The organism is Bacillus cereus group sp. BfR-BA-01408 (assembly GCF_022663305.1).
Taxonomy (GTDB): domain Bacteria; phylum Bacillota; class Bacilli; order Bacillales; family Bacillaceae_G; genus Bacillus_A; species Bacillus_A pacificus.
The window spans coordinates 31138-53208 of the sequence record NZ_JAKUFF010000019.1 but is presented as its reverse complement, the minus strand read 5'-3'; the positions used below and the strand labels follow the sequence as shown (position 1 = coordinate 53208).

Genomic DNA, 22071 nt, shown 5'->3' with positions numbered 1-22071 from the left:
AGAAAGGGGGTAAGTCTATTTTGAAAGAGCACATATATACATTAAATATTTCAGATGAGCATCCAAATAGTATTACTTTACCTTATATTTTTTCCATCACACCACCAATTACATCCCTTTCCTTCGGCCTACGCCATGTTGCAAGTGAAGAGGTAAAAATTCATTATTCCTTTACTCGCGAAATCATTATTGGAAAACAAATTGCAGAGAAACTTTTACTTCCTCATTCCACTACTATCCATGCATTCACACAAAACCAAACGATTATTTTCGGACCATTAATCGGGATTTTCACAACTGGTTTTAACGATGGCGCTTCTAATCCTTTAGGGAACCGTTCAATTTCTCTTGGCGAGTTACTAACGCCACCATTCACCTTACGACCATTTGTATTCGTTTTTGGTGTGCAACATATAGACTGGGAAGACGAAACAATTGAAGGGTATTTCTTTCAAGAGGAAAAGTGGATAAAGAAAAAAGTCCCTTTACCGAATGTCATTTACGATCGATTACCAAATCGGAAAGCCGAAAGTTATAAACCGATTGTAAGAGCAAAAAGAAAGTTAGAGCATGACTATGCGATTCCATGGTTTAATCCAGGTTTTTTTAATAAATGGGAAGTGCATCAACTTCTTATGAAAGATGAATCCATTATGCCGTTATTACCAAACACAGAAACATTTCAGCACTTCGAACAAGTGGAACGATTTCTCGGAACGTATAAATCCATTTACATGAAACCGGTTCATGGTAGCTTCGGTAGAAACATTCATCAAATATTTTATTCCCAAACAGAGAATTGCTACTACTGTCGTTATCGCGAAAATGAAGAAAATAAACTAAGAAAGTACCAATCATTAGAAACACTTCTGAACCATGTGTTAAAAGGACATGATTTAAAAAAGTTTATCGTACAACAAGGTATCTCCTTGCTACGCTTCGATGGGCAACCTGTTGATTTCCGCATTCATACAAATAAAAATCATTTCGGCCAATGGATGGTCAGTGCAATCGTCGCAAAAATTGCTGGCAAAGGTAGCTTAACAACGCATGTAAATAGCGGTGGCGATACGAAATTGCTACAAGAACTTTTTCCAGATTCAACGAAACAAATTCAAATTGAAAATAAGTTAAAACATACCGCCTTACAAATTAGTTACGCGCTCGATGAACAAGTAACTGGAAATATTGGAGAAATCGGTTTTGATATCGGTTTAGACACGCAGGAAAACCCGTGGCTCTTTGAAGCAAACTCTAAACCAGGGCGAACTGTATTCCAAGATGCCAAGTTAAAAGAACAGAGTGAACTAACGCGCCAATTATTTTACGAATATGCCATCTACTTAACTGAACATTCTTTGCGCGATACAAAAGAAAAAATGTCTCAAATAAAATCAGAGACTTCCTCAAACAACGAGCATATCCCGTCCCCTATGATTCACTCACAAATACAAAAACAAAAACTTCCACCCCATTCATAAGGTGGAAGTTTTCTATTTACACAAGTTTTACGACAACCTCTGTTTCCACATTACATACTCCGCAATAAAAAATATGATTGCAATATTCATTTGAATTATTATGTGTTAATCCATCTACTGCACTCAATAATTCTTGGTCCATATACGCACTATAATCGTCTATGTAATCTACAGCCTTCCCATAATCTTGGAGTATACTTTGGCAATTTTGACAAGAATATGTTTGTGATTCTAATGCGTTACAAAGCGGACAAATTCCCATCACGATTCCTCCATATAATTGTATCTAGCTACGTATAGGAGCAGCTTGCCCCATTCTTACTTACATTCTCCTCAAAATAGCAGGATACAAAAAGAAAAATATATTTTATATCGCTCTTAGTTTTACCTTCTTTCTAAAAAATAAAACGATTACTCTTATTTCATAATTTACGAAATCACTAAGATTTTTTTACAAAATTTACAAATTATTATTTCGTATATCTTTCTAGGTAACATCCATACTATGAGTACAAACTTAATTACCGATGGATTAGCGCCAAATGGGGCGACAATCTGGTTCAACTCCAGCTAGTCCAACCAAAAAATTTTTATAACTCTAAGGAGGATATATTCCTATGGCAAACCAAAATTCTTCAAATCAATTAGTAGTACCAGGAGCAACAGCTGCAATCGACCAAATGAAGTACGAAATCGCTCAAGAATTTGGTGTACAATTAGGAGCAGATTCTACAGCTCGTGCTAACGGTTCTGTTGGTGGCGAAATCACAAAACGTCTAGTTGCAATGGCTGAGCAAAGCCTTGGCGGATTCCACAAATAAATATATATGGCAAAAAGGTCTCAAGGCATATGCCTTGAGACCTTCCCTCATTTATTGCAACATTTGTAAAAACTTCTTCGTACGTTCTTCTTTTGGATTTGTAAATACATCTTCTGGTGTACCTTGTTCGACAACGACACCGCCATCCATGAAAATAACGCGGTTTGCAATTTGATGCGCAAAGCGCATTTCGTGCGTTACAATGACCATCGTCATGCCTTCTTTAGCAAGTTCTTTCATTACTTTCAGAACTTCTTGAACGAGTTCAGGATCAAGTGCTGACGTCGGCTCATCAAATAGTAACACTTCCGGCTCCATCGCAAGCGCGCGAGCAATTCCAACGCGCTGTTGTTGTCCGCCTGATAGTTGGAACGGATATAAGTCTACTTTATCCGCAAGACCAACTTTTTCAAGGAAATAGTTTGCTTTTTTCTTTGCTTCTTCTTTCCCCATCTTTTTCACTGTAACGAGCCCTTCCATTACATTTTGAAGTGCTGTTAAATGCGGGAATAGATTATGGTGCTGGAATACCATACCTGTTTGCGTACGAAGATTGACAATATCTTTCTTCGTTACTTTTTGAGAGAAGTCGAGTTCTTTATTACCGATACGAATATGACCAGCGTTTGGCGTTTCTAACACGTTAAGACAACGTAAGAATGTCGTTTTACCAGATCCAGACGGTCCGATAATAACAACAACTTCGCCCTTCTCAACTGTTAAATCTATATGCTTTAGTACGGTATTATCTCCGAAACTTTTTTGTAAGTGCTGAATTGAAATCATAAAAACAAAAACTCCTTTTGTAAAAGGATTATTTTAATGTGTAGCGTTCTGAACGCTTTTCTAACATCTGTTGTACGATTGATAATAAGAAACAAATAACCCAATAAATAAGACCTGCTTCGAAATAAACAATTAAAAACTCATAGTTCATTGCCGCAATTTCCTGCGCTTTTCGGAACATTTCTGTTACTAAAATTAACGATGCTAATGAAGTATCCTTCACTAAGCTAATAAATGTATTCGAAAGCGGCGGGATTGATACGCGCGTCGCTTGCGGTAAAATAACACGTTTTAACGCTTGTGGGTACGTCATCCCAATTGTGTAAGCTGCTTCCCACTGCCCTTTCGGAATGGAAAGGATCGAAGCACGAATAATTTCAGATGCATACGCACCAACATTTAATGAAAATCCAACAACTGCTGCTGTATATGGCTCAACTTCAATATTAAGAGTTGGAAGACCATAGAAAATAATAAATAACTGTACAAGAAGTGGCGTTCCGCGAATGATAGATACATAGATACGAGCAATCCATTGTAAAATACGACTACCTGAAATACGTGCAAGCGCCGTTAACGTCGCAAGTATAAGGCCGATAATAAATGTAATTAGCGTTAATGGAATTGTCGTAAAAACAGCTTCCTTCAGCATAGGCATGAAGGAAGACTGCATAATATCCATCCAAGTAGACAATCGATCTGAAACTAATGCACTACTTAGATACATTTTCACCGAACCATTTTTTCGCTATTTTGTCATACGTACCATCTTTTTTCATATCTTCTAACGCTTTATCTACTTCTTGTACAAGCTTAGTGCTACCTTTACGGAATAAAAATCCACTTTCTGAAGCTTCTTTTTCTGTATCTACAATTTTAATTTTTGCATCTTTTTTCGTTTCTAAATAGTTTAACACTGATAATTTATCATTAATTGTAAAATCCACGCGTCCTGAAGCTAATAATTCTGCCGCTTGGCTAAATCCTTCTACACCAACGATTTCCGCACCATTTTTCTTAGCAATATCTGCATAGTTACTTGTTAAAGATTGTGCTCCTTTTAATCCTTTTACATCAGCAAATGTAGCAGGTTTATCTTTATCTTTTGCAATAACTAATGCCGCTGAAGATGAAACATACGGTTTAGAGAAGTCATATTTCTTTTGACGATCTTCACGAATACCAACTTCATTCGCAACCATATCGAAACGTTTTGCATCTAAACCAGCAAGTAAGCTATCCCATTGCGTTTCTTTAAATACAGGTTTTACGCCTAAACGTTTTGCAACTTCTTCTGCTAATTCAACGTCAAATCCAGTTAATTTATTACTTGAATCGTGGAACGTAAATGGTGGATATGTACCTTCTGTACCAATTACAAGTTCACCGCTTTGTTTAATCTTTTGTAACGCGTCTTGACTAGCTGTATCTTTTTTCTCTTCTTTACCGCAGCCCGCTACAATCCCGATTGCTAATGTAGTTACTGCAAGTACTGAAAATAATTTTTTCATGATGATAATCCTCCAAGTATTCTGATAGGAATTTAAAAACTATATTGATTGTATGCAATCTTGAACAATTTTTCAATGAAAATGTTCTTATTTAGTTTATCCTTTTTCTTCATAATCAAACAAAAGGGAAAAATAACGCTACATACAAAAAATAAGTAACATTTTTTAATATAGCATTTATTGTACGAAAGGTAAAATAATACTTCTTATTTAACTGCCCTGATTCACTAAAAAAAGAACTTGTGAAAATCACAAGTTCTCCGCCATACATATTAAGCGCTCTGGTTCCCTTCCATTTGCGTTTTGTACATATCGTAATAACGCCCGCGCTTTTTCATTAGTTCATCATGAGAGCCTTTTTCTAAAATCGTCCCTCTATCAAGCACGATAATTTGATCTGCGCTTTTAATCGTTGAAAGTCGGTGAGCGATAATAAATGTCGTTCTTCCTTTTTTCACAACTTCTAACGCTTGTTGAATCATCGCTTCCGTCTCTGTATCAATACTAGACGTCGCTTCATCTAAAATTAAAATGGCTGGATCAAATGCAAGTGCTCTAGCAAACGATATAAGCTGACGTTCTCCGGTTGAAAGTGTACTTCCTTTCTCCGTAATTTCTTCATTTATATTGTTCGCAAATCTTTCAGCACCAACATCACGCAACGCTTTTACAATGCGCTCTTTTGAAATGTTTTCATTTTCTAAACTTACATTAGATGCTACTGTTCCGCTAAATAAAAACGGATCTTGCAGTACAATTCCCATATGTTCACGAGTTGCTTGTTTCGGCATCTCTTTTACATCATGACCATCAATCGTAAGCTTTCCTTTTTCAAACTCGTAAAACTGAAAAAGTACATTCATAATGGAACTTTTTCCTGATCCAGTATGACCGACAAGTGCTACCGTCTCGCCTTGTTTCGCTTCAAAAGAAATATTTTTTAACACTTCATCTTTTCCATTATAAGAAAACGATACATTATCAAACTTTACATTTCCTTGTAAACGAGGCATACGTTCTTCTTCTACTGTTTCTCCTTTTTCCTCTAACAATTCAAAAACACGCTCTGATGCAACACGCGATTGTTCCAAGTTAGCAAGCTGATTCACCATATTTGTAATCGGTGAGAACAATCGTGTTAAATAATCAACGAACGCATACAGTATCCCTAGAGAAATGAAGCCTGTAGCACTTAATGAAGCTCCACCGAAATACCAAATCACACCTGTGAAAGCGATATTTCTTAATACGGATACTAAATTATGAGAAGTTGCTGCATTTAAATTCAAAATTTTATTTTGATACTTAAAATAATCGCCATTTAATTCTTCAAACTCTTTTTTCGTTTCACGCTCTTGACGAAACGCTTGAATAATTGGCATTCCTTGAATGGATTCATTCACTGTTCCGTTAATATCAGATAGACGCGAACGCATTTTATGATTGTATACAGACGCATACTTTCTATAAAGAATTGCCCAAACGATTAATATCGGGATAATAAGTAAACATATCGTTGCTAATTTTACATCGAGTAAAAATAAAGCCGCAAATATCCCGATAATATAAATGATACTAGAGACGAATGTCGCAAGTACCGTTACATATAAATCACGAATGGCTTCCGTATCATTCGTTACACGCGATACAATTTTCCCTGCTGGTAAATGATCAAAATAACGAATCGGCAACGTTTGAATATGAGAAAAGACATCTTCCCTCATAATTTGAATAATTTTGTTCGCCGCCTTCTGTAAGAAAAACTGCTTTCCGTATGCAAACAAGGATACGACTACTAATAAAGCGAAGTATCCACCACCAAGTAATAATAGACGGTTTATTTCTGGTTTATAAAACGCAAACACTTCTTCTTTCGTCAATGCTTTCGCTTTATACACTTGCACCGCCTTACCGTTTTGAACGGTAATCATATCACCTTTTACAGTCCGTGACCCTTCCAGATTTACTTTATTCGGTACAAAGTAATATTGAAAACCGACTTGCATCACGCGTACTTCTTTTCCTTTTTTCTCACCTTCCTGGAAGCGATCGCTTCGCTTATAAAAGGCGCCATTATACGAAACAGCCTCTTCACTCTTTTCTGTTTCATACCAAGGCTTCTCTATTCCAACGATATGATCATCAATCATCGTTTTCGCAACGAAAGGACCCGCAAGCTCTGCGATGACGAAAATAAATAACATTAGCATCGCTGCAAAAATCGTCCCTTTCACCTTCATCGCATATTGAAACAATCGTTTTGAAACGCTCATATTTTCACCCCACTATCCGCACTTTCATTTTCCCCTTGTTGTCTTTCAAACTGCTCCGCATACCAGCCTCCACTCTTAACAAGCTGATCATGCGTACCTTCTTCTATTACTTGCCCGTCATCCATAACGAGAATCCAATCCGCATGTTGTACGGCAGATAAACGATGCGTCGTAATAATCGTCGTCTTTCCGCTTCTTTCTGTTCTTATATTGTCAATGATCGCTGCTTCCGTACGAGCATCAACAGCTGATAAAGAATCGTCCAAAATTAAAATTTCTGGATTTTGAATAACAGCTCGCGCAATCGAGATCCTTTGTTTTTGTCCTCCTGATAAAGAAACACCTTTCTCTCCAACGAGCGTTTCTAACCCTTCTGGTAAAAACTCTAAATCCTTTTTAAACGCCGCGATTTCAATCGCTTTCTCGAGTTCTTCTTCCGTCGCTTCCCTATTTCCGAATAAAATATTTTCTCTCGCTGTTTTTGAGAACAAAATATGTTCCTGCGGTACATATCCAATCCAGCCGAGTACATTTTCATTCGTCATTTTATCTAACCTCACATCAGAGACTGCAATATCCCCATCTCCAAGCGGATATTGACGAAGAAGCTGACGGACAAGCGTCGTCTTTCCGCTTCCTGTTTTCCCGACAACACCAAGCGTTTCTCCTTGTTTTAATGTAAACGAAACCTTCTTTAAATTTGTTTCAGTTGATGAAGGATATGAAAAGGTAACATCATCAAACTGAATATAATCCGGCTCTTGTACAACCTTTGGATGTTTCGGATCCTTTACATCTGGTTCATACGCTAACGTTTCATTTACACGGTCTAATGAAGCATTTCCCCTTTGCATAACATTGATTAATTCGCCAATTGCGAACATCGGCCAAATCATCATCCCTAAATACACGTTAAATGAAACGAGTTCCCCAAGCGTCACCTTTGATTGAAATACAAGATATGCACCGTACACTAAACCAATTAAATAACTAAGACCAACAAGCATTTTCACAGTTGGTTGGAATAGTGCATCGATTCTTGCTACCTTCATATTCTTTTCGTAGACGTCATCTCCTAAATGATGAAATCTTTCTTGATCTGCATTTTCTTGTACGTATGCACGAATCACGCGCACACCAGCTATTGACTCAAGTACTTTATCGTTCATATCACCGAACGCATCTTGCGCAACTGTAAATCTTTCATGCAATTTCTTTCCATATATATTCATCGCATACGCCATAATCGGAAGCGGTATAAGTGCCGCAAATGTAAGCTCCCAACTAATTGTAAATCCCATCATAAAGACAATTGTAAGCATATATAAACTCGAATCTACGAGCGTTAATATACCGAAACCAGCTGTCATAGCGATTGCTTTTAAATCATTTGTCGCTCTCGCCATTAAATCGCCAGTACGATTTTTTTGGTAAAAAGTCGGCGTCATTTTAAGTAAATGCCCCATGAATTTAGAGCGCATCGTTTTCTCAAGTACGAATGCACCGCCAAACAATTGATGTTGCCAAACGAAAGTGAGACCATATCCAACGATCGTGACCCCTATTAAAATAAGAATAGACTGCATAATAGCTTCGTTTGATAACGTTCCTGTTTTTATATTATCAATCGTAACCCCGAGTACTTTCGGAGGAATAACTTCAACTATATTTACAATTAAAAGTGCACCAATGGCGATACTATATCTCTTCCAATGTTCTTTAAAAAACCATCTTAACTTTAGTAATACTGAAAACAATATAACCTCTCCCTTCTCATTCTCGTTTACCTCTCGTTTCTTTATCCACTATCCAGACCCATCACATTTACATTTCGTAACCCATACAATCTCATCACATTTTTCCACCTTCCAAAATTTTATTTAGTAACATGGAAAATAAACAAAAAAAAGCATACCGCCGCTTGACGATATGCACAACAATGCATAAAAAGCGTACGTTACGATATACGCAACGTACGCTTTTTATAAGACAAAGATGCCCTATATATCCGTACGGGTTGCGTAATGATATGAATGTTTTCTGCCATTTAATAGAGCTAAGCCCATTACATTTACGATTACAATCATTACGCACACCCCCTTCATTTATTTTCCATTTATAATCTTACAACTTTATTGAGTATTCTGTCAATTATTTTTTTACAGACTGAACGAAAATATACGCTACATCATTTTGAAATAAGGGAATATTCTGCAAGAAAGGGCATACAAAATAAAAAAGAAATAAGAAATCGTTTTCACAAACATTTCATTTGAAAAATGTTATCAAACCCCCTACAATCACCTTATACTCACTCTTACAAGTTGCTATTTTAGGAGGACTAATCATGACAACTAGCAATACGTACAAATTTTATTTAAACGGAGAATGGAGAGAAAGCTCTTCAGGAGAAACAATCGAAATTCCATCTCCATACTTACACGAAGTAATTGGACAAGTACAAGCAATTACTCGCGGAGAAGTAGATGAAGCAATTGCATCTGCAAAAGAAGCTCAAAAATCATGGGCAGAAGCTTCTCTACAAGATCGCGCAAAATATTTATATAAATGGGCTGATGAGCTCGTAAATATGCAAGATGAAATTGCCGATATCATTATGAAAGAAGTCGGTAAAGGATATAAAGATGCGAAGAAAGAAGTTGTTCGTACAGCTGACTTCATTCGTTACACAATCGAAGAAGCTTTACATATGCACGGAGAAAGCATGATGGGCGATAGCTTCCCGGGCGGTACAAAATCTAAACTTGCGATTATCCAACGCGCACCACTTGGTGTTGTATTAGCAATCGCGCCGTTTAACTACCCAGTAAATTTATCTGCTGCAAAACTCGCGCCAGCATTAATTATGGGTAACGCTGTTATTTTCAAACCAGCAACTCAAGGTGCAATTAGCGGTATTAAAATGGTGGAAGCACTTCATAAAGCTGGTCTTCCAAAAGGTCTTGTGAACGTAGCGACAGGACGCGGTTCTGTAATTGGTGACTACTTAGTAGAACACGAAGGCATCAATATGGTATCGTTCACAGGTGGTACAAACACAGGTAAACATTTAGCGAAAAAAGCTGCAATGATTCCACTTGTATTAGAACTTGGTGGTAAAGACCCTGGTATCGTTCGTGAAGATGCTGACTTACAAGATGCTGCAAACCATATCGTAAGCGGTGCATTTTCTTACTCTGGTCAACGTTGTACAGCTATTAAGCGTGTACTTGTACACGAAAACGTAGCGGACGAGCTTGTTGGCTTATTACAAGAGCAAGTAGCTAAACTATCAGTTGGATCTCCAGAACAAGACAGCACAATCGTTCCATTAATCGACGACAAATCTGCTGATTTCGTTCAAGGTTTAGTTGACGACGCTGTAGAAAAGGGTGCAACGATCGTTATCGGTAACAAACGTGAGCGTAACTTAATTTACCCAACATTAATCGACCATGTAACAGAAGACATGAAAGTTGCTTGGGAAGAGCCATTCGGCCCAATCCTTCCAATCATCCGTGTTTCTTCAGATGAGCAAGCAATTGAAATTGCTAACAAATCAGAGTTCGGTCTGCAAGCAAGTGTCTTCACTAAAGACATTAACAAAGCATTTGCAATTGCTAACAAAATCGAAACTGGTTCTGTTCAAATTAACGGACGCACAGAGCGCGGCCCTGACCACTTCCCATTCATCGGTGTAAAAGGTTCAGGTATGGGCGCACAAGGTATTCGTAAGAGCCTTGAGTCTATGACACGTGAAAAAGTAACTGTATTAAACTTAGTTTAATCTTATATGTAGAAGCTGATCTTAAATTAGATCAGCTTCTTTTTATATAGTTTAGTTCACGAGTTGTTTTTCCATAGGTAAATTCACACATTTTACAGAAATTTGATATCCTAGCCATCTCTCCGCAATATGTTCAAATGATGAAACAGAGCCTGTTGTAAAAAATCGATGCACCGGATTCAAATTGTCAGACAGAATTCCTTTGTGCTGCAAAATTGTGCTTAACTCTATTGCTGTTTCTTCTGCAGAACTAATAATCGTTACATTCTCTCCTAGTTCCTTTTTAATATAGGACTCTAAAAGTGGATAATGCGTACATCCGAGAATTAGCGTATCTATATCTTCTTTCGTTAATGGCAGTAAAGCTTGTTTCACTTGCTCGGTTACATATGCTGTATCTTCTAATTGATTTTCTACAACTGTAGCTAAAGTCGGGCACGCATGACTATGCACTTTCAAATATGTATCAAGCTCATGCAATGCTTTTTCGTACATATTAGATTTTATCGTACCTACAGTTCCAATTACCCCGATTTTCCCTTTCTTCGTCACTTTAATTGCCGCTCTTGCTCCTGGATGTATAACGCCAATAACTGGAATAGAAAGTGCTTTTTGTAGCGCAGTCAATGCAGCAGCTGCAGCAGTATTACATGCTACAACTAGAGCTTTTAACGGAAACTGTTTGAGGAACTCAACCATTTCAAATACGAAAGATTGTACCTCTTCTACACTTCTTGGCCCATACGGACAACGCTCATTATCACCAATATAATAAATGCTCTCTTTAGGCAATTGTCTTATAATTTCGCTCGCAACTGTTAATCCCCCAACTCCCGAATCTAACACACCTATTACTGAATGTTTATGACATACAGACATATACTTCATCCCCTTTTCAATCATCTAGCGCCAATAACATTTATTATATTATGAAAATTCAATATTGCATAATAATCCCTCTTACTTTTAATAACAAACTCTTCTCTATAATCTGATTATTACTATATCCATTGACGTATAAAAATTCATTTGTTACTCTTAAATACGTTAAATTAATATTTAAATCCTCATTCGTATCTCGGTGAGGTAGAGGTTGCAGTCATTAAGAGTATCATTTCAGGAGATGTAGTGGCATTGATGAACGAATGAGAAAGGAATGATTGCCGAAGTAAGCCCGTGTCCACCATGCACGCTTGCTGGGTCTGCTATTTAATAAGTGCAGAACTGTCACAAACGTTTCGTTTGTGGAGAGCTATCGAGAGGTATGTCGTGGGTTTCTTATAAGATAGAAAGCATGTAACGGCAAATTACGTGCTTTTTTTGTTTTGTTTGGGACTTCTCTTCCTGACTCAGGAAGACATACATATCTCCTCGCTTGACTTGGTTATACTAACTTTGGAGGTATTTTCTATGCAACAAAAAAAATGGGGCTTTTGGGTACTAACAGCTTTCGTTGTCGGTAACATGGTTGGCGCTGGTATTTTCATGGTGCCAAGTACGTTGGCACAAACAGCAAGCCCTCTCGGTGTCACTTTAGCTTGGTTAACAACAGGGTTTGGTGTTTTAATGCTAGCTCTTGTTTTCGGTAATTTAGCAATTCGTCGTCCTGATTTAACGACAGGACCACAAAGTCATGCATATGCTTTATTCTCAACACCAAAAAAGAAAAAAATGGCTGGTTTCAGTATGGTATGGGGATATTGGGTTGCAAACTGGGCAAGTAACGTTGCCATCATTACATCATTTGCGGGATATTTATCTCTCTTCTTCCCGATTATGAAAGATACACGACTACTATTTTCAATCGGTTCTTTTAATGTAGAAGTCGGAAAACTAATTACATTTACGATTTGTTCCATCTTACTTTGGGGAACTCATATTATATTAACAAACGGTGTAAGCGGAGCTGGAAAGCTAAACTTCTTAGCAACAACAACGAAAGTAACTGGATTCCTATTATTCATCGTCGTTACGTTATTTGCATTCGAAGCTTCTAAGTTTGGACAATGGTACACACCGATGATCGATAAATCAGGTGTATCACATGGCCTTCTTTCACAAGTAAACTTAGCTGCTCTTACGACGCTTTGGGCATTTATCGGAATTGAATCAGCGGTTCTTTTATCAAACCGTGCCGTTTCTCCAAAAACGGTAAAACGCGCAACAGTTGCGGGATTACTTATTACAGTTGCGATTTACTTAGGAATTACAATTTTAACAATGGGTGTACTTCACATTGATAAATTACAAACTTCTGAACGTCCATTAGCAGACGCACTAAATGCTGCAATGGGTCATGGCGGCGGGAAATTGATGGCATTACTTGCTCTTACTTCCCTATTCGGTTCCATCTTAGGCTGGATTTTATTAAGCTCAGAAGTACCGTATCAAGCAGCAAAAGAAGGTTTCTTCCCTTCCTTCTTCACAAAAACAAACAAAAAAGGAAGTCCAATTTATTCATTACGATTAACAAACATTATGTCGCAAGTGTTCTTATTCTCAACATTATCAGGAACAATTGCGGAAGCTTATACATTCGTTATTACCGTATCAACACTGGCCTACCTCATTCCATATCTCGTTTCACCAATCTTCCAGTTAAAACTAGTCGCAACTGGTGAAACGTATAAAAATGAAATGCGGGCAAGAATTACAGATGGCATAGTCGCAGTGATTGCACTTTGCTACGCACTATGGGTTATTAAAACCGGTGCAGCCGATATAAAAACATTCCTTCTCGGAATTGGTTTATTCGTAATCGGTTTTGCCTTCTATCCATTAATGAATCGTGATCAGAAAAAAAATAACGAAAAGAAAAACGGGCAAGTTGCATAACGCAATTTGCTCGTTTTTTCTTTTGTAAAACATATATAATAGAACAAAGAGGTGAAAAACATGTCAATTGAATCACTATGGAGCAGCCGCTTCCAACAACATATGCAAAATATCATTACATACTTTGCACGTATGATTAACGGTTTACTATATAGCTTTATCTTTATTTCATGCGTTGGTGCATACTACTATGCTCAGTTTCTAAAAGCATCTCCTTCTAAAGGAATATCTTTACTACTCATCACGATTGTACTTACATTCATTATAACGAGATGCCCTATCCGTACATTTATTCAAAAACCTGATGCTGTCTATTTACTAGCACTAGAAGAGAAATTAACATCTTATTTCAAAAAATCTCTTCTATACAATTATATCATTCAGCTTTTCCCATTATTATTTACGTTCCTTATTCTCGTTCCACTTGCGCTACAATCATTGCAAGTAACTGTACCTTTCTTATGTACAATCTTTATCGTTTTAATGATTGCGAAAGCTTGGAACATGTACATACATTGGATGTGGCGTGATAGTCATGAAAAAAGCATCTGGCTTATCATTCGTATTACTTGTAACGCACTCATCATTTACATGCTGTTTTACTCAGCAAACATTCTCATATTAGGGGGATTACTTTTACTGCTTGCTTTCCTGCTTCTATATACGCAAAAACAGCCTACAAAACGAATACCGTGGGATTACATAATTGAACAAGAAGAAAAAATGAACGTTCGTTTTTATCAATTTGCTAGCATATTCACCGATGTTCCGCAACTAAATAAGCAAGTAAATAAAAGAAAATGGCTTACAAATTGGATTGAACCTTTATTACATAAAAAACGAGCAACTTTCTTCTATTTACATACACTAGCTTTTTTACGCGGGAATGATTATTTCGGTATATATATTCGCTTAGGGCTGATTGGTGCCTTCGCCTTATATTTTATACCAAACATATACGCAAAAGGCGCTATCGCATATATCGTTCTATATATGATCTCTATGCAGCTCCGTTCCCTATGGAAATATTTTTCGGGAAATATTATTGCAGCATTATATCCAATTCATACTGAGAAACGAATGAATCAATTTCTTCACTTAATCTTTATATTGCTAAGCATTCAACTCATTGTATTTTCAATTGTTATACTCATTGCTACAGGTCAATTTTTACATAGCCTTATCATTATGATTATCGGGTTACTTTGGATCAAATTTATTATTGTACCAAAAACGAAGCAACGCGTTCCCTCGTTTTAACGAAAAGAATTATCTTAAAAGCTAAGGAGAGAATAAATTCTCTTCTTAGCTTTTTATTTTTCCTTCTCAAACAAGAATTACCGATACAATCGATATTTTTATGATTTTCACATAAAAAAATGATAATACATGTTTATGTCCTAATAAAAAGGGTATGTATTAAATTAACAAGGGAAACGAACTGGGGGGATTAAATAAATAGACAATACGACGAATTGCTCAAAGACGATTCTGGAACCGATAATATAATATAAGGAGCGGATGAGAATGAGTAAAAAAATTGCTACTTTAATAACAGATTATTTCGAGGACACAGAATACACAGAGCCAGCAGAAGCTTTTAAACAAAAGGGATATGAATTAACAACTATTGAAACTGAAAAAGGGAAAACGGTACACGGTAAACAAGGAAAAAGTGAAGTCGTAATTGATAAAAGTATTGATGATGTTTCTCCAGAAAACTTTGATGCCCTCTTCATACCAGGCGGGTTTTCCCCAGATATACTTCGTGCAGATGAACGGTTTGTTCGCTTTAGCAAATCATTTATGGATGCGAAAAAACCTGTTTTCGCTATTTGTCACGGACCTCAATTACTCATCACTGCACAAACACTTGAAGGACGCGATGTGACTGGATATAAATCCATTGAGGTCGACTTGAAAAATGCCGGCGGAAATTTTCATGACAAAGAGGTTGTCGTATGCCAAAATCAGCTAGTAACAAGTAGACAACCTGAAGATATCCCAGCGTTTATTGAAGAATCATTGCGTATACTAGGATAGTTATTATAGGTTAGCCAAAATAGCTGTTTAGCTACTTTGGTTAACCTTTTTATTTGTATGAAAAATAAAAAGGAATGTCATTTTTAATGACCTACGGATTCCCCCCTTCTTCGTCCCCAAATTTCTAATCACTTTTCATAGGCATTTCTCATATAGTGAAAATGACTATACGATTCCTATCCATAAGTTAAATAATAATTTTACACATATATAAATAAAAAAAGATGGGAGCCTTAATCATGAATAACAATCCACCTTCAACGCCCCAAGACAATTCCGAAAACAATAGCCGTGACATTACACTGCAAACATTAAGGGTCATCGGACTCGTCGTCCTTATTAGTGGTTATATCCTCGTTGCGCTCTCTGAAGTAGGTGAGCTGAAAGTCTTATTAACAAATCCAAATAGCAATCCTGATTTAGCTGAAGTTGATCCGTTTTAAAAGCCATATGAAAAGCGATTTCTAGCATCGCTTTTCATATCGTTTTATCCAATTTGAGAAACCTCCTCCTCATACTTCTCTCTCCCAATCGCCTTCATAAATAATAAAATACTGCTCATACCAACGATAAAGTAGAGAGCACTCATGCCCCAAGATGCAAGAAATGAACCTAGCATAACACCTAATGCCCCGTTCATTTTTGCCATTTGAAAGACCATTCCGTTAATCGCCATATATGAACCTCTCGCCTCATTTGGCACCATATCTGCCATAATAGATTGACGCACTGGCACATACATCATCTCGCCTACCGTTTGGAAAAGTCCTGCAATTAATAAAATCCATAAACTATTGCTCGTTCCGAGTATTGTAAATCCAATTGTATAAATGAATAAACCTACATATAAGATTTTCAAATCGTTGAAGCTTTTCAGCATTTTAATAAGAAGTGCTGAACATAACACAACTAAAATGGTGTTCTCTGCAGAAATCCAGCTCAGCATGCGAATACCTGTTAAATCAAACGTAACACCATTCCCGAATAAAAAGTGCACCGTTTCAAATTCCTTCTGCAAACGTACTCCTAAATAATTATTAATCTGAAACTCTAAAGATAACGTACATATACTTGCTGCACAAAAAATTAAAAACGCTCTATCTTTCATTACGACTTTATAACTATCTGCCATATCTTTTAATACATTTTTCTTTTCTACTGTTTTTCTAGCTACATACACCTCTTCCATATATACAGCCATCACATATAAAGTAATAATTGCAACTACTGTTAATACGATAAACAATTGTAATCTATAGTTTTCAAATAGTAGCCCTCCAAATATCGCTCCAATCGCAATGGATAAATTAATAGCCCAATAATTAATACTGTACATCACTTTTCGATTTTCAGGTGTACTCACATCAATTAACATCGCCTCTGTCGCAGGATTCATAAGTCCAGATCCTAAACTATTCACTAGCATAAATACAAATGTTAACCACGGTGAATCTACATAATCCGAATTCGCAACTCCCATACAAGCAATGGAAATGACTTGTATACTTTGACCGATAATCATCACCTTTTTACGCCCAAGCCGGTCTCCAACATATCCACCGTATAAACCAATTACTAATGAAGCTATGACATTAATGAGTAGTAAAGCACCAGCAATCGCACTACCTAACTTTATTGAAAAATAAATCGCCATAAATGGAAAAATCATCGTGGACACAGTACGTGTTAAAAACGAAGTTATAATTCTAATTTTTATATTTCGATGCATACTCCAAAATCCCATTGTTTCCCCCTCCTTATGCTTACTTATTTTACTTTGAAAAAAAGGAAGAAAAAGGTTAGAATATTCTAAAGAGTTTCCCCTTTTATGATAGAAGGAAGTGTATATATGAAAATTATGGACTATTACATTAGACTAAGACTACATGCACAAGATCAACAACATATGCGAAATAGCTTACAAGAATTAGCGGATGTTTTATATTGCAGTACGAAAAACGTAAAGATTTTATTAAAGAAAATGAGCGAGGAGCAATTAATTCACTGGACTCCAGGGCGAGGCCGCGGGAATAAAACGGAAATTCTATTTATACATAATTTCGTAGAAGCGATTGAGTCCTATACAGATGAACTGTTAGCGCAAGAAAAATTAAAAGATATCTTTCTTCTTTTAAAAGAACCCCTACCCCTTGCACTTCAAAAAAAGATAGAAAATAAACTACATCATCATTTTGGATACGAACCTTCAAATGATATGTACGACATATTAAAGATCCCTATATCGAGAAAGCTATTCCCATTAGATCCGGCTTTTGTAGCTGTAACTACAGAGAGCCATCTTACGGGTCAAATTTTTGACACGTTAGTCGTTTATAACGATGTTACGGAAAAAATGGAACCACACATTGCGCATACGTGGGAATTAAGTGAAGACGGGCTGACGTGGACTTTTTATTTACGAAAGGACATTCATTTTCATAACGAAACAGTTTTAACTTCTAAAGATGTACAATTTTCATTTGAAAGACTAAAAGAAGTTCACTCTCCTTTTGAATGGTTAACAGAAGAAATTGTTCAAATTGAAACGCCATCACCACTGCAAATTCGATTTCATTTAGCAAAACCAAATTTATTTTTCTTACACTATGTAAGTTCCATACAACTAGCAATTTTACCGCGTGATGTGAGTATCCAAAATCATCATTACATAGGTACTGGACCTTTCAAACTTGCTCATTACTCTGAAGATAATATCGTGCTCGAAGCGTTCACTCATTATTTTAAAGAGCGCGCTTTATTAGACCGTATTGAATTTTGGGGTATTCCTGATCATGTACAAATCGATGCTGATTATGAACTACCAAATGAAGAGAAAAATGAAAGGCATAATATACAAATAGAAGAAATAGGTTGTATTTATGCTAGCTTCAACTTTACAAAATCTGGTCCTCATCACGACATTTACTTTCGAAAGGCTTGGAGAGAACTATATGACGTTGAAACGATACTTCGTAGCATAGAAGGAAGACGGACAATTGCTGCATCAAGCTTTTTCCCTGAAAGAAGCCGCAAAAGTCCTACAAGGTCCTACTCTTTAAAAAAAGCGAAAGAGTATTTAAAGAAGAGCACCTATAATGGAGAAGCGATACACATTTATTTCTTCGCATTTAAAGATAGTGCAAATGATGCATATTTCCTAAAAGAACGATGTGAAAGTTTAGGTATACAAGTAGAGCTTCACCCCTTTCTCGTTTCAGATTATATGAACCGTTCTATCGATCAACATGCCGATATTATTTTCATGGGAGAAGTGTTTGCTGCTGATCATGAACTTGCATTCTTAAATGTATTTAAAAATAAAAGTTGCTTCGTAAACCGGTTCATGGACCCGCACTATGAAAAACAAATTAACTGTTTACTTGATACATTTTTATTAGAAGAAAATAAAGAGAAGCGCTATGAGCTCATGTATGAGATCGAAGAATTTTTACAAACAGAACACATCATTTTATTTAACTATCACGTTTTAAAAAGAAAAACATATCCTTCTGCTTTAAAAAATGTAACAATTGATTCATTCGGCTGGGCAAATTTTGCGAAGTTATGGATACAGCCATCTACGTATTAAAGTGTGAGTTTTTATAAAAGGAGAAGGTACTACATCCTTAGTAGTACCTTCTTCACATACAAGTATAAACTATTATTTAATTACTCCATCTAAATGATCTTTCAAGTTCAATAAATACTGCTCAATATCCGGATTCTTCACCACATCATAACAAGCAAAGCTCTTTAACGGGCTCATACCAAGAAACTTCTGCACGCGGTGTAAATGACTAAGCGTTGATTCTAGACTTTCCCCTTCAAAGAACTTCGTCTTATCTCCAAAAGAATTTTCAGGTGCATTCCAAGTTGTAGAGAACATATACTCTTTCTCTGTTAATAAACCACCTGTTCCATATTCATCTGCACCTTTAAAGAACAAACCGTATTCATACACTTCATCCATATACGTTTTAAATAAGCCCGGTACACTAAACCAATAAATCGGCGTTTGATAAATCACAACATCAGCCCATAAAAACTTCTCTTGTTCTTCTTTAATACTATAGCCATCTTGAATCGTTGTTGTTTTCACATGATGCTTCTCACTTAATACCGTTACCATATAATCAACTAACGTTTTATTTAATCGTCCTTCTTTCGTACCGTATTTTTCATGTCCATTTATAATAAATATATTTTTCATCACTTTTCTCTCCCCTATATAATTTACTCCTCAGCTATTAACCCAAGTTGTTGTTTCAGCGTAAGATTATCTTCTAAATGCCAGTCTTCTGTAATCTTTCCGTCTTTTACATGTAAAATATCAATTGCAAAAAAATCGATTTTTTTATCGTTATGCGTTCCTGTAAAAGAAAGACGAGCTGTTACTTTATCACCAACGACTAATAAATCTTCAATCTCGCAATGTATATTAGGAACGATTTTACGAAAATTTTGCGCCGCAAATTTTAATCCTTCCGTGCCTTGTGGTCGCCCTTTCGGCAATGTATGATCGAAAAAATTTTCAGTAACAGTTTGCGGAATAAGCTCCTCTTTACCTGTATCCCAAAATGCATAAAAACGCTGCGCTGCATGAACCATTTCGGTCGCTTCCTTTTGACTTAGTGAGGGATCAATTGTCATCGCTTTTGGCTTTGGCATTTCTTTTAATAACTGGACTTCCGTTTTTTCTTCGACGCCGCATGCTACAAGTACAATACAAACAACAAACAAACTAAGAAATCCAAATAACTTTTTTATCCCCATGGAAATCACCACCTCCTTATATAAATCCTTTTTGTTTCGTATTGCTATTGTATATGCACTAACTTCCTTTATGGAAGTAGTGATATTTTTTTCATATAGTTACCAAAAGTATACTTTTGTGATACTATAAAGCAAATTCATCAAAAAAATTTTATGGAGGCTAGTTCCATGAACAATATAGATCCAGTTGAATTAACGAAAGGTTTACCTGGCATACCTTGTCCTATCGCTAAAACGCTTGATGTAATTAGTACGAAATGGACATTTTTAATCATTCGTGATCTTCTTATCGAAGGAACATTACGCTTTAGTGATTTACAAAAATCAATGGATGGTATTAGTCCAAAAACATTATCGCTTCGACTAAAAGAATTAGAGTCTCAAGGCATTATAACGAGAAAAGTATATCCAGAAGTTCCGCCTCGTGTAGAGTACACATTAACGGATAAAGGAAAGCAATTAGAGGGGATATTTATTGAATTAAAACGGTTTGGATTAAGCTTATAAAACAAAAACCCCTTACCGTCGTAAGGGGTTTTATTACTTCGCAAAACTTTCAGCCAACTGTTTCTCTCTCCACATAAATGTAATAGCAAGACCAACTATTAAAACAACTCCTGAAAAAGCATATGGGTAATGAATATTCATATCAAATAATATTCCGCCCATCGCTGGTCCTGCGATATTTCCTAAACTCGTATAAGTCGAGTTCATACCAGCAACGAATCCTTGCTCTTTTCCAGCTGCTTTTGATAAAAACGTCGTTAAAGCAGGACGAAGTAAATCAAATGCTAGGAAAATGAAGCACGTAACGAGAAGTACAATCCAATAATTAAAGACTACCGTTGAAACGAACGCTAATACTGCACCTACAATTAAACATATTTGAATTAACACTTTTTCACCGAATATATCAACCAATTTACCAAACATAAATACTTGCACAACTACCCCAAAGATTGAACTAATTGTAATAATTGCCGCAATATCTTTCGGTGTAAATCCAAACTTATGATCAGAAAACAGACTAAACACAGTTTCATACGCTGATAAACCAAACGCAAGTACAAATACGATAATAAATGCGATTGCATACATTGGATGTAATGATTTCTTTAAATCACCAATAAAGCTTGATTCTTTCGTATTAGAAGAAATCTCTGCAAGCTCCTCTTTCGTTAACGGTTCTTTTAAAATAAAAATCGAAATTACACATGCTATAAAAGCAATTGCTGCTGCAACGAAAAACGGCACACGTATACCGTATTCTGCAATAAATCCGCCGATTCCAGGTCCTATAATAAAGCCGGTACTAATAGCAGCAGATAAATATCCCATCGCCTTTGGACGTTCCTGTATAGATGTAATATCCGCAACATATGCCGTAACACCAGGCATAATAAACGCAGCACTAATTCCGCCTAACACCCTCGCTGCATAAAGCATCCATACATCTGTTCCTAATCCAAACAGAAGCTCTGAAACACCAAAAATAAATAATCCAATGATGATCATTTTCTTCCTACCATAAAGGTCGACCCACCGGCCTGTAATAGGTGAAGCAATAAGCTGAGCCATTGCAAACACTGCAACGAGATATCCCATTGTCTTACCTGTTAAACCCATATCATTCATAAAGGACGGCATAACCGGAATGATTAATCCAATCCCTAAAAAAGCGATAAATATATTACTCAAAAGAATGACCAATACCATCTTTTGTTCTTTTATCGGTTTCTTCACTTTCAACACCTCTTCCCG

20 protein-coding genes and 1 riboswitch are annotated in these 22071 nt (G+C 36.4%); of the genes, 9 read left to right on the top strand and 11 right to left on the bottom strand.

Features of this window, described 5'->3' with window-relative positions; translation table 11 throughout:
* The first annotated feature begins 20 nt into the window (after positions 1 to 20).
* Entirely contained in the window at positions 21 to 1481 is a 1461-nt protein-coding gene (locus MR083_RS11205) for a YheC/YheD family endospore coat-associated protein (RefSeq protein WP_000658080.1), read from the top strand.
* Positions 1482 to 1497: 16 nt separating this feature from the next.
* Here the strand turns inward: MR083_RS11205 and MR083_RS11200 are convergent, their stop codons facing one another.
* Complete coding sequence (locus MR083_RS11200) at positions 1498 to 1743, bottom strand: hypothetical protein (protein WP_000510468.1); 246 nt, start codon at positions 1741 to 1743, stop codon at positions 1498 to 1500.
* A 355-nt stretch (positions 1744 to 2098) separates the two neighbouring features.
* Here MR083_RS11200 and sasP point away from each other — a divergent pair, with 355 nt between their 5' ends.
* Positions 2099 to 2302: a small acid-soluble spore protein, SasP family gene (gene sasP / locus MR083_RS11195; protein ID WP_000013338.1), complete on the top strand. Its 204-nt coding sequence runs from the start codon at positions 2099 to 2101 to the stop codon at positions 2300 to 2302.
* A 51-nt stretch (positions 2303 to 2353) separates the two neighbouring features.
* Here sasP and MR083_RS11190 read toward each other — a convergent pair whose 3' ends face one another.
* The 5 genes from MR083_RS11190 to MR083_RS11170 form a co-directional block, all read right to left on the bottom strand.
* A complete protein-coding gene (locus tag MR083_RS11190; RefSeq protein WP_000623600.1) occupies positions 2354 to 3088 on the bottom strand; it encodes an amino acid ABC transporter ATP-binding protein in 735 nt (244 codons plus the stop codon).
* A 28-nt stretch (positions 3089 to 3116) separates the two neighbouring features.
* Positions 3117 to 3815, bottom strand: a complete 699-nt coding sequence (locus MR083_RS11185) for an amino acid ABC transporter permease (RefSeq protein ID WP_014893277.1) — start codon at positions 3813 to 3815, stop codon at positions 3117 to 3119.
* Positions 3802 to 4599 (bottom strand): amino acid ABC transporter substrate-binding protein, encoded by a 798-nt coding sequence (locus MR083_RS11180; protein WP_000732845.1) that lies wholly within the window; start codon positions 4597 to 4599, stop codon positions 3802 to 3804. The genes MR083_RS11185 and MR083_RS11180 overlap by 14 nt, the downstream gene beginning before the upstream one ends.
* Before the next feature lie 272 nt (positions 4600 to 4871).
* The gene (locus MR083_RS11175) at positions 4872 to 6872 is read right to left on the bottom strand and encodes an ABC transporter ATP-binding protein (protein ID WP_242269271.1); all 2001 of its coding nucleotides are present in this window, start codon (positions 6870 to 6872) and stop codon (positions 4872 to 4874) included.
* Positions 6869 to 8629, bottom strand: a complete 1761-nt coding sequence (locus MR083_RS11170; protein ID WP_073531108.1) for an ABC transporter ATP-binding protein — start codon at positions 8627 to 8629, stop codon at positions 6869 to 6871. The genes MR083_RS11175 and MR083_RS11170 overlap by 4 nt, the downstream gene beginning before the upstream one ends.
* Before the next feature lie 590 nt (positions 8630 to 9219).
* Between MR083_RS11170 and gapN the strand changes: the two genes are divergently transcribed.
* Positions 9220 to 10659 carry an NADP-dependent glyceraldehyde-3-phosphate dehydrogenase gene (gene gapN / locus MR083_RS11165; RefSeq protein ID WP_000213623.1) on the top strand — a complete coding sequence of 480 codons (1440 nt, stop codon included), beginning with the start codon at positions 9220 to 9222 and terminating at the stop codon, positions 10657 to 10659.
* A gap of 51 nt (positions 10660 to 10710) precedes the next feature.
* On the opposite strand, the gene racE is transcribed toward gapN, so the two are convergent.
* On the bottom strand, positions 10711 to 11538 hold the full coding sequence (racE, locus tag MR083_RS11160; RefSeq protein WP_000109660.1) for a glutamate racemase: 828 nt from the start codon (positions 11536 to 11538) through the stop codon (positions 10711 to 10713).
* A 200-nt stretch (positions 11539 to 11738) separates the two neighbouring features.
* Positions 11739 to 11922, top strand: a riboswitch (Lysine riboswitch).
* A gap of 147 nt (positions 11923 to 12069) precedes the next feature.
* Here racE and MR083_RS11155 point away from each other — a divergent pair.
* From MR083_RS11155 to MR083_RS11140, 4 genes are all read left to right on the top strand, one after another.
* Positions 12070 to 13494, top strand: coding sequence for an amino acid permease (locus MR083_RS11155; protein WP_001186313.1), 1425 nt, complete (start codon positions 12070 to 12072; stop codon positions 13492 to 13494).
* Between the two features lie 60 nt (positions 13495 to 13554).
* Positions 13555 to 14754, top strand: a complete 1200-nt coding sequence (locus tag MR083_RS11150) for an ABC transporter permease (protein ID WP_242269270.1) — start codon at positions 13555 to 13557, stop codon at positions 14752 to 14754.
* 267 nt (positions 14755 to 15021) lie between these two features.
* A complete protein-coding gene (locus MR083_RS11145; protein ID WP_242269267.1) occupies positions 15022 to 15537 on the top strand; it encodes a type 1 glutamine amidotransferase domain-containing protein in 516 nt (171 codons plus the stop codon).
* 239 nt (positions 15538 to 15776) lie between these two features.
* Positions 15777 to 15980 carry a hypothetical protein gene (locus MR083_RS11140; RefSeq protein WP_001063872.1) on the top strand — a complete coding sequence of 68 codons (204 nt, stop codon included), beginning with the start codon at positions 15777 to 15779 and terminating at the stop codon, positions 15978 to 15980.
* Between the two features lie 44 nt (positions 15981 to 16024).
* On the opposite strand, the gene MR083_RS11135 is transcribed toward MR083_RS11140, so the two are convergent.
* On the bottom strand, positions 16025 to 17281 hold the full coding sequence (locus MR083_RS11135) for an MDR family MFS transporter (RefSeq protein ID WP_000508216.1): 1257 nt from the start codon (positions 17279 to 17281) through the stop codon (positions 16025 to 16027).
* 84 nt (positions 17282 to 17365) lie between these two features.
* Between MR083_RS11135 and MR083_RS11130 the strand changes: the two genes are divergently transcribed.
* Complete coding sequence (locus MR083_RS11130; protein ID WP_242269265.1) at positions 17366 to 19126, top strand: SgrR family transcriptional regulator; 1761 nt, start codon at positions 17366 to 17368, stop codon at positions 19124 to 19126.
* Between the two features lie 72 nt (positions 19127 to 19198).
* Here the strand turns inward: MR083_RS11130 and MR083_RS11125 are convergent, their stop codons facing one another.
* Together MR083_RS11125 and MR083_RS11120 are read right to left on the bottom strand one after the other, a co-directional pair.
* Positions 19199 to 19747, bottom strand: a complete 549-nt coding sequence (locus tag MR083_RS11125; protein WP_011040036.1) for an NAD(P)H-dependent oxidoreductase — start codon at positions 19745 to 19747, stop codon at positions 19199 to 19201.
* Between the two features lie 23 nt (positions 19748 to 19770).
* Positions 19771 to 20310 (bottom strand): ester cyclase, encoded by a 540-nt coding sequence (locus tag MR083_RS11120; RefSeq protein ID WP_242269260.1) that lies wholly within the window; start codon positions 20308 to 20310, stop codon positions 19771 to 19773.
* A 168-nt stretch (positions 20311 to 20478) separates the two neighbouring features.
* On the opposite strand from MR083_RS11120, the gene MR083_RS11115 reads away from it, so the two are divergent.
* Positions 20479 to 20817, top strand: coding sequence for a winged helix-turn-helix transcriptional regulator (locus tag MR083_RS11115; protein ID WP_001059470.1), 339 nt, complete (start codon positions 20479 to 20481; stop codon positions 20815 to 20817).
* A 33-nt stretch (positions 20818 to 20850) separates the two neighbouring features.
* Here MR083_RS11115 and MR083_RS11110 read toward each other — a convergent pair whose 3' ends face one another.
* Positions 20851 to 22053: an MFS transporter gene (locus MR083_RS11110; protein ID WP_000742937.1), complete on the bottom strand. Its 1203-nt coding sequence runs from the start codon at positions 22051 to 22053 to the stop codon at positions 20851 to 20853.
* Positions 22054 to 22071 lie beyond the last annotated feature (18 nt).

Bases quoted from the DNA above. Each gene is read 5' to 3' on its own strand.
- MR083_RS11200 (WP_000510468.1), bottom strand. From the start codon at position 1,743: ATGGGAATTTGTCCGCTTTGTAACGCATTAGAATCACAAACATATTCT.
- sasP (WP_000013338.1), top strand. From the start codon at position 2,099: ATGGCAAACCAAAATTCTTCAAATCAATTAGTAGTACCAGGAGCAACA.
- MR083_RS11190 (WP_000623600.1), bottom strand. From the start codon at position 3,088: ATGATTTCAATTCAGCACTTACAAAAAAGTTTCGGAGATAATACCGTA.
- MR083_RS11185 (WP_014893277.1), bottom strand. From the start codon at position 3,815: ATGTATCTAAGTAGTGCATTAGTTTCAGATCGATTGTCTACTTGGATG.
- MR083_RS11180 (WP_000732845.1), bottom strand. From the start codon at position 4,599: ATGAAAAAATTATTTTCAGTACTTGCAGTAACTACATTAGCAATCGGG.
- MR083_RS11175 (WP_242269271.1), bottom strand. From the start codon at position 6,872: ATGAGCGTTTCAAAACGATTGTTTCAATATGCGATGAAGGTGAAAGGG.
- gapN (WP_000213623.1), top strand. From the start codon at position 9,220: ATGACAACTAGCAATACGTACAAATTTTATTTAAACGGAGAATGGAGA.
- racE (WP_000109660.1), bottom strand. From the start codon at position 11,538: ATGTCTGTATGTCATAAACATTCAGTAATAGGTGTGTTAGATTCGGGA.
- MR083_RS11155 (WP_001186313.1), top strand. From the start codon at position 12,070: ATGCAACAAAAAAAATGGGGCTTTTGGGTACTAACAGCTTTCGTTGTC.
- MR083_RS11150 (WP_242269270.1), top strand. From the start codon at position 13,555: ATGTCAATTGAATCACTATGGAGCAGCCGCTTCCAACAACATATGCAA.
- MR083_RS11145 (WP_242269267.1), top strand. From the start codon at position 15,022: ATGAGTAAAAAAATTGCTACTTTAATAACAGATTATTTCGAGGACACA.
- MR083_RS11140 (WP_001063872.1), top strand. From the start codon at position 15,777: ATGAATAACAATCCACCTTCAACGCCCCAAGACAATTCCGAAAACAAT.
- MR083_RS11135 (WP_000508216.1), bottom strand. From the start codon at position 17,281: ATGGGATTTTGGAGTATGCATCGAAATATAAAAATTAGAATTATAACT.
- MR083_RS11130 (WP_242269265.1), top strand. From the start codon at position 17,366: ATGATAGAAGGAAGTGTATATATGAAAATTATGGACTATTACATTAGA.
- MR083_RS11125 (WP_011040036.1), bottom strand. From the start codon at position 19,747: ATGAAAAATATATTTATTATAAATGGACATGAAAAATACGGTACGAAA.
- MR083_RS11120 (WP_242269260.1), bottom strand. From the start codon at position 20,310: ATGGGGATAAAAAAGTTATTTGGATTTCTTAGTTTGTTTGTTGTTTGT.
- MR083_RS11115 (WP_001059470.1), top strand. From the start codon at position 20,479: ATGAACAATATAGATCCAGTTGAATTAACGAAAGGTTTACCTGGCATA.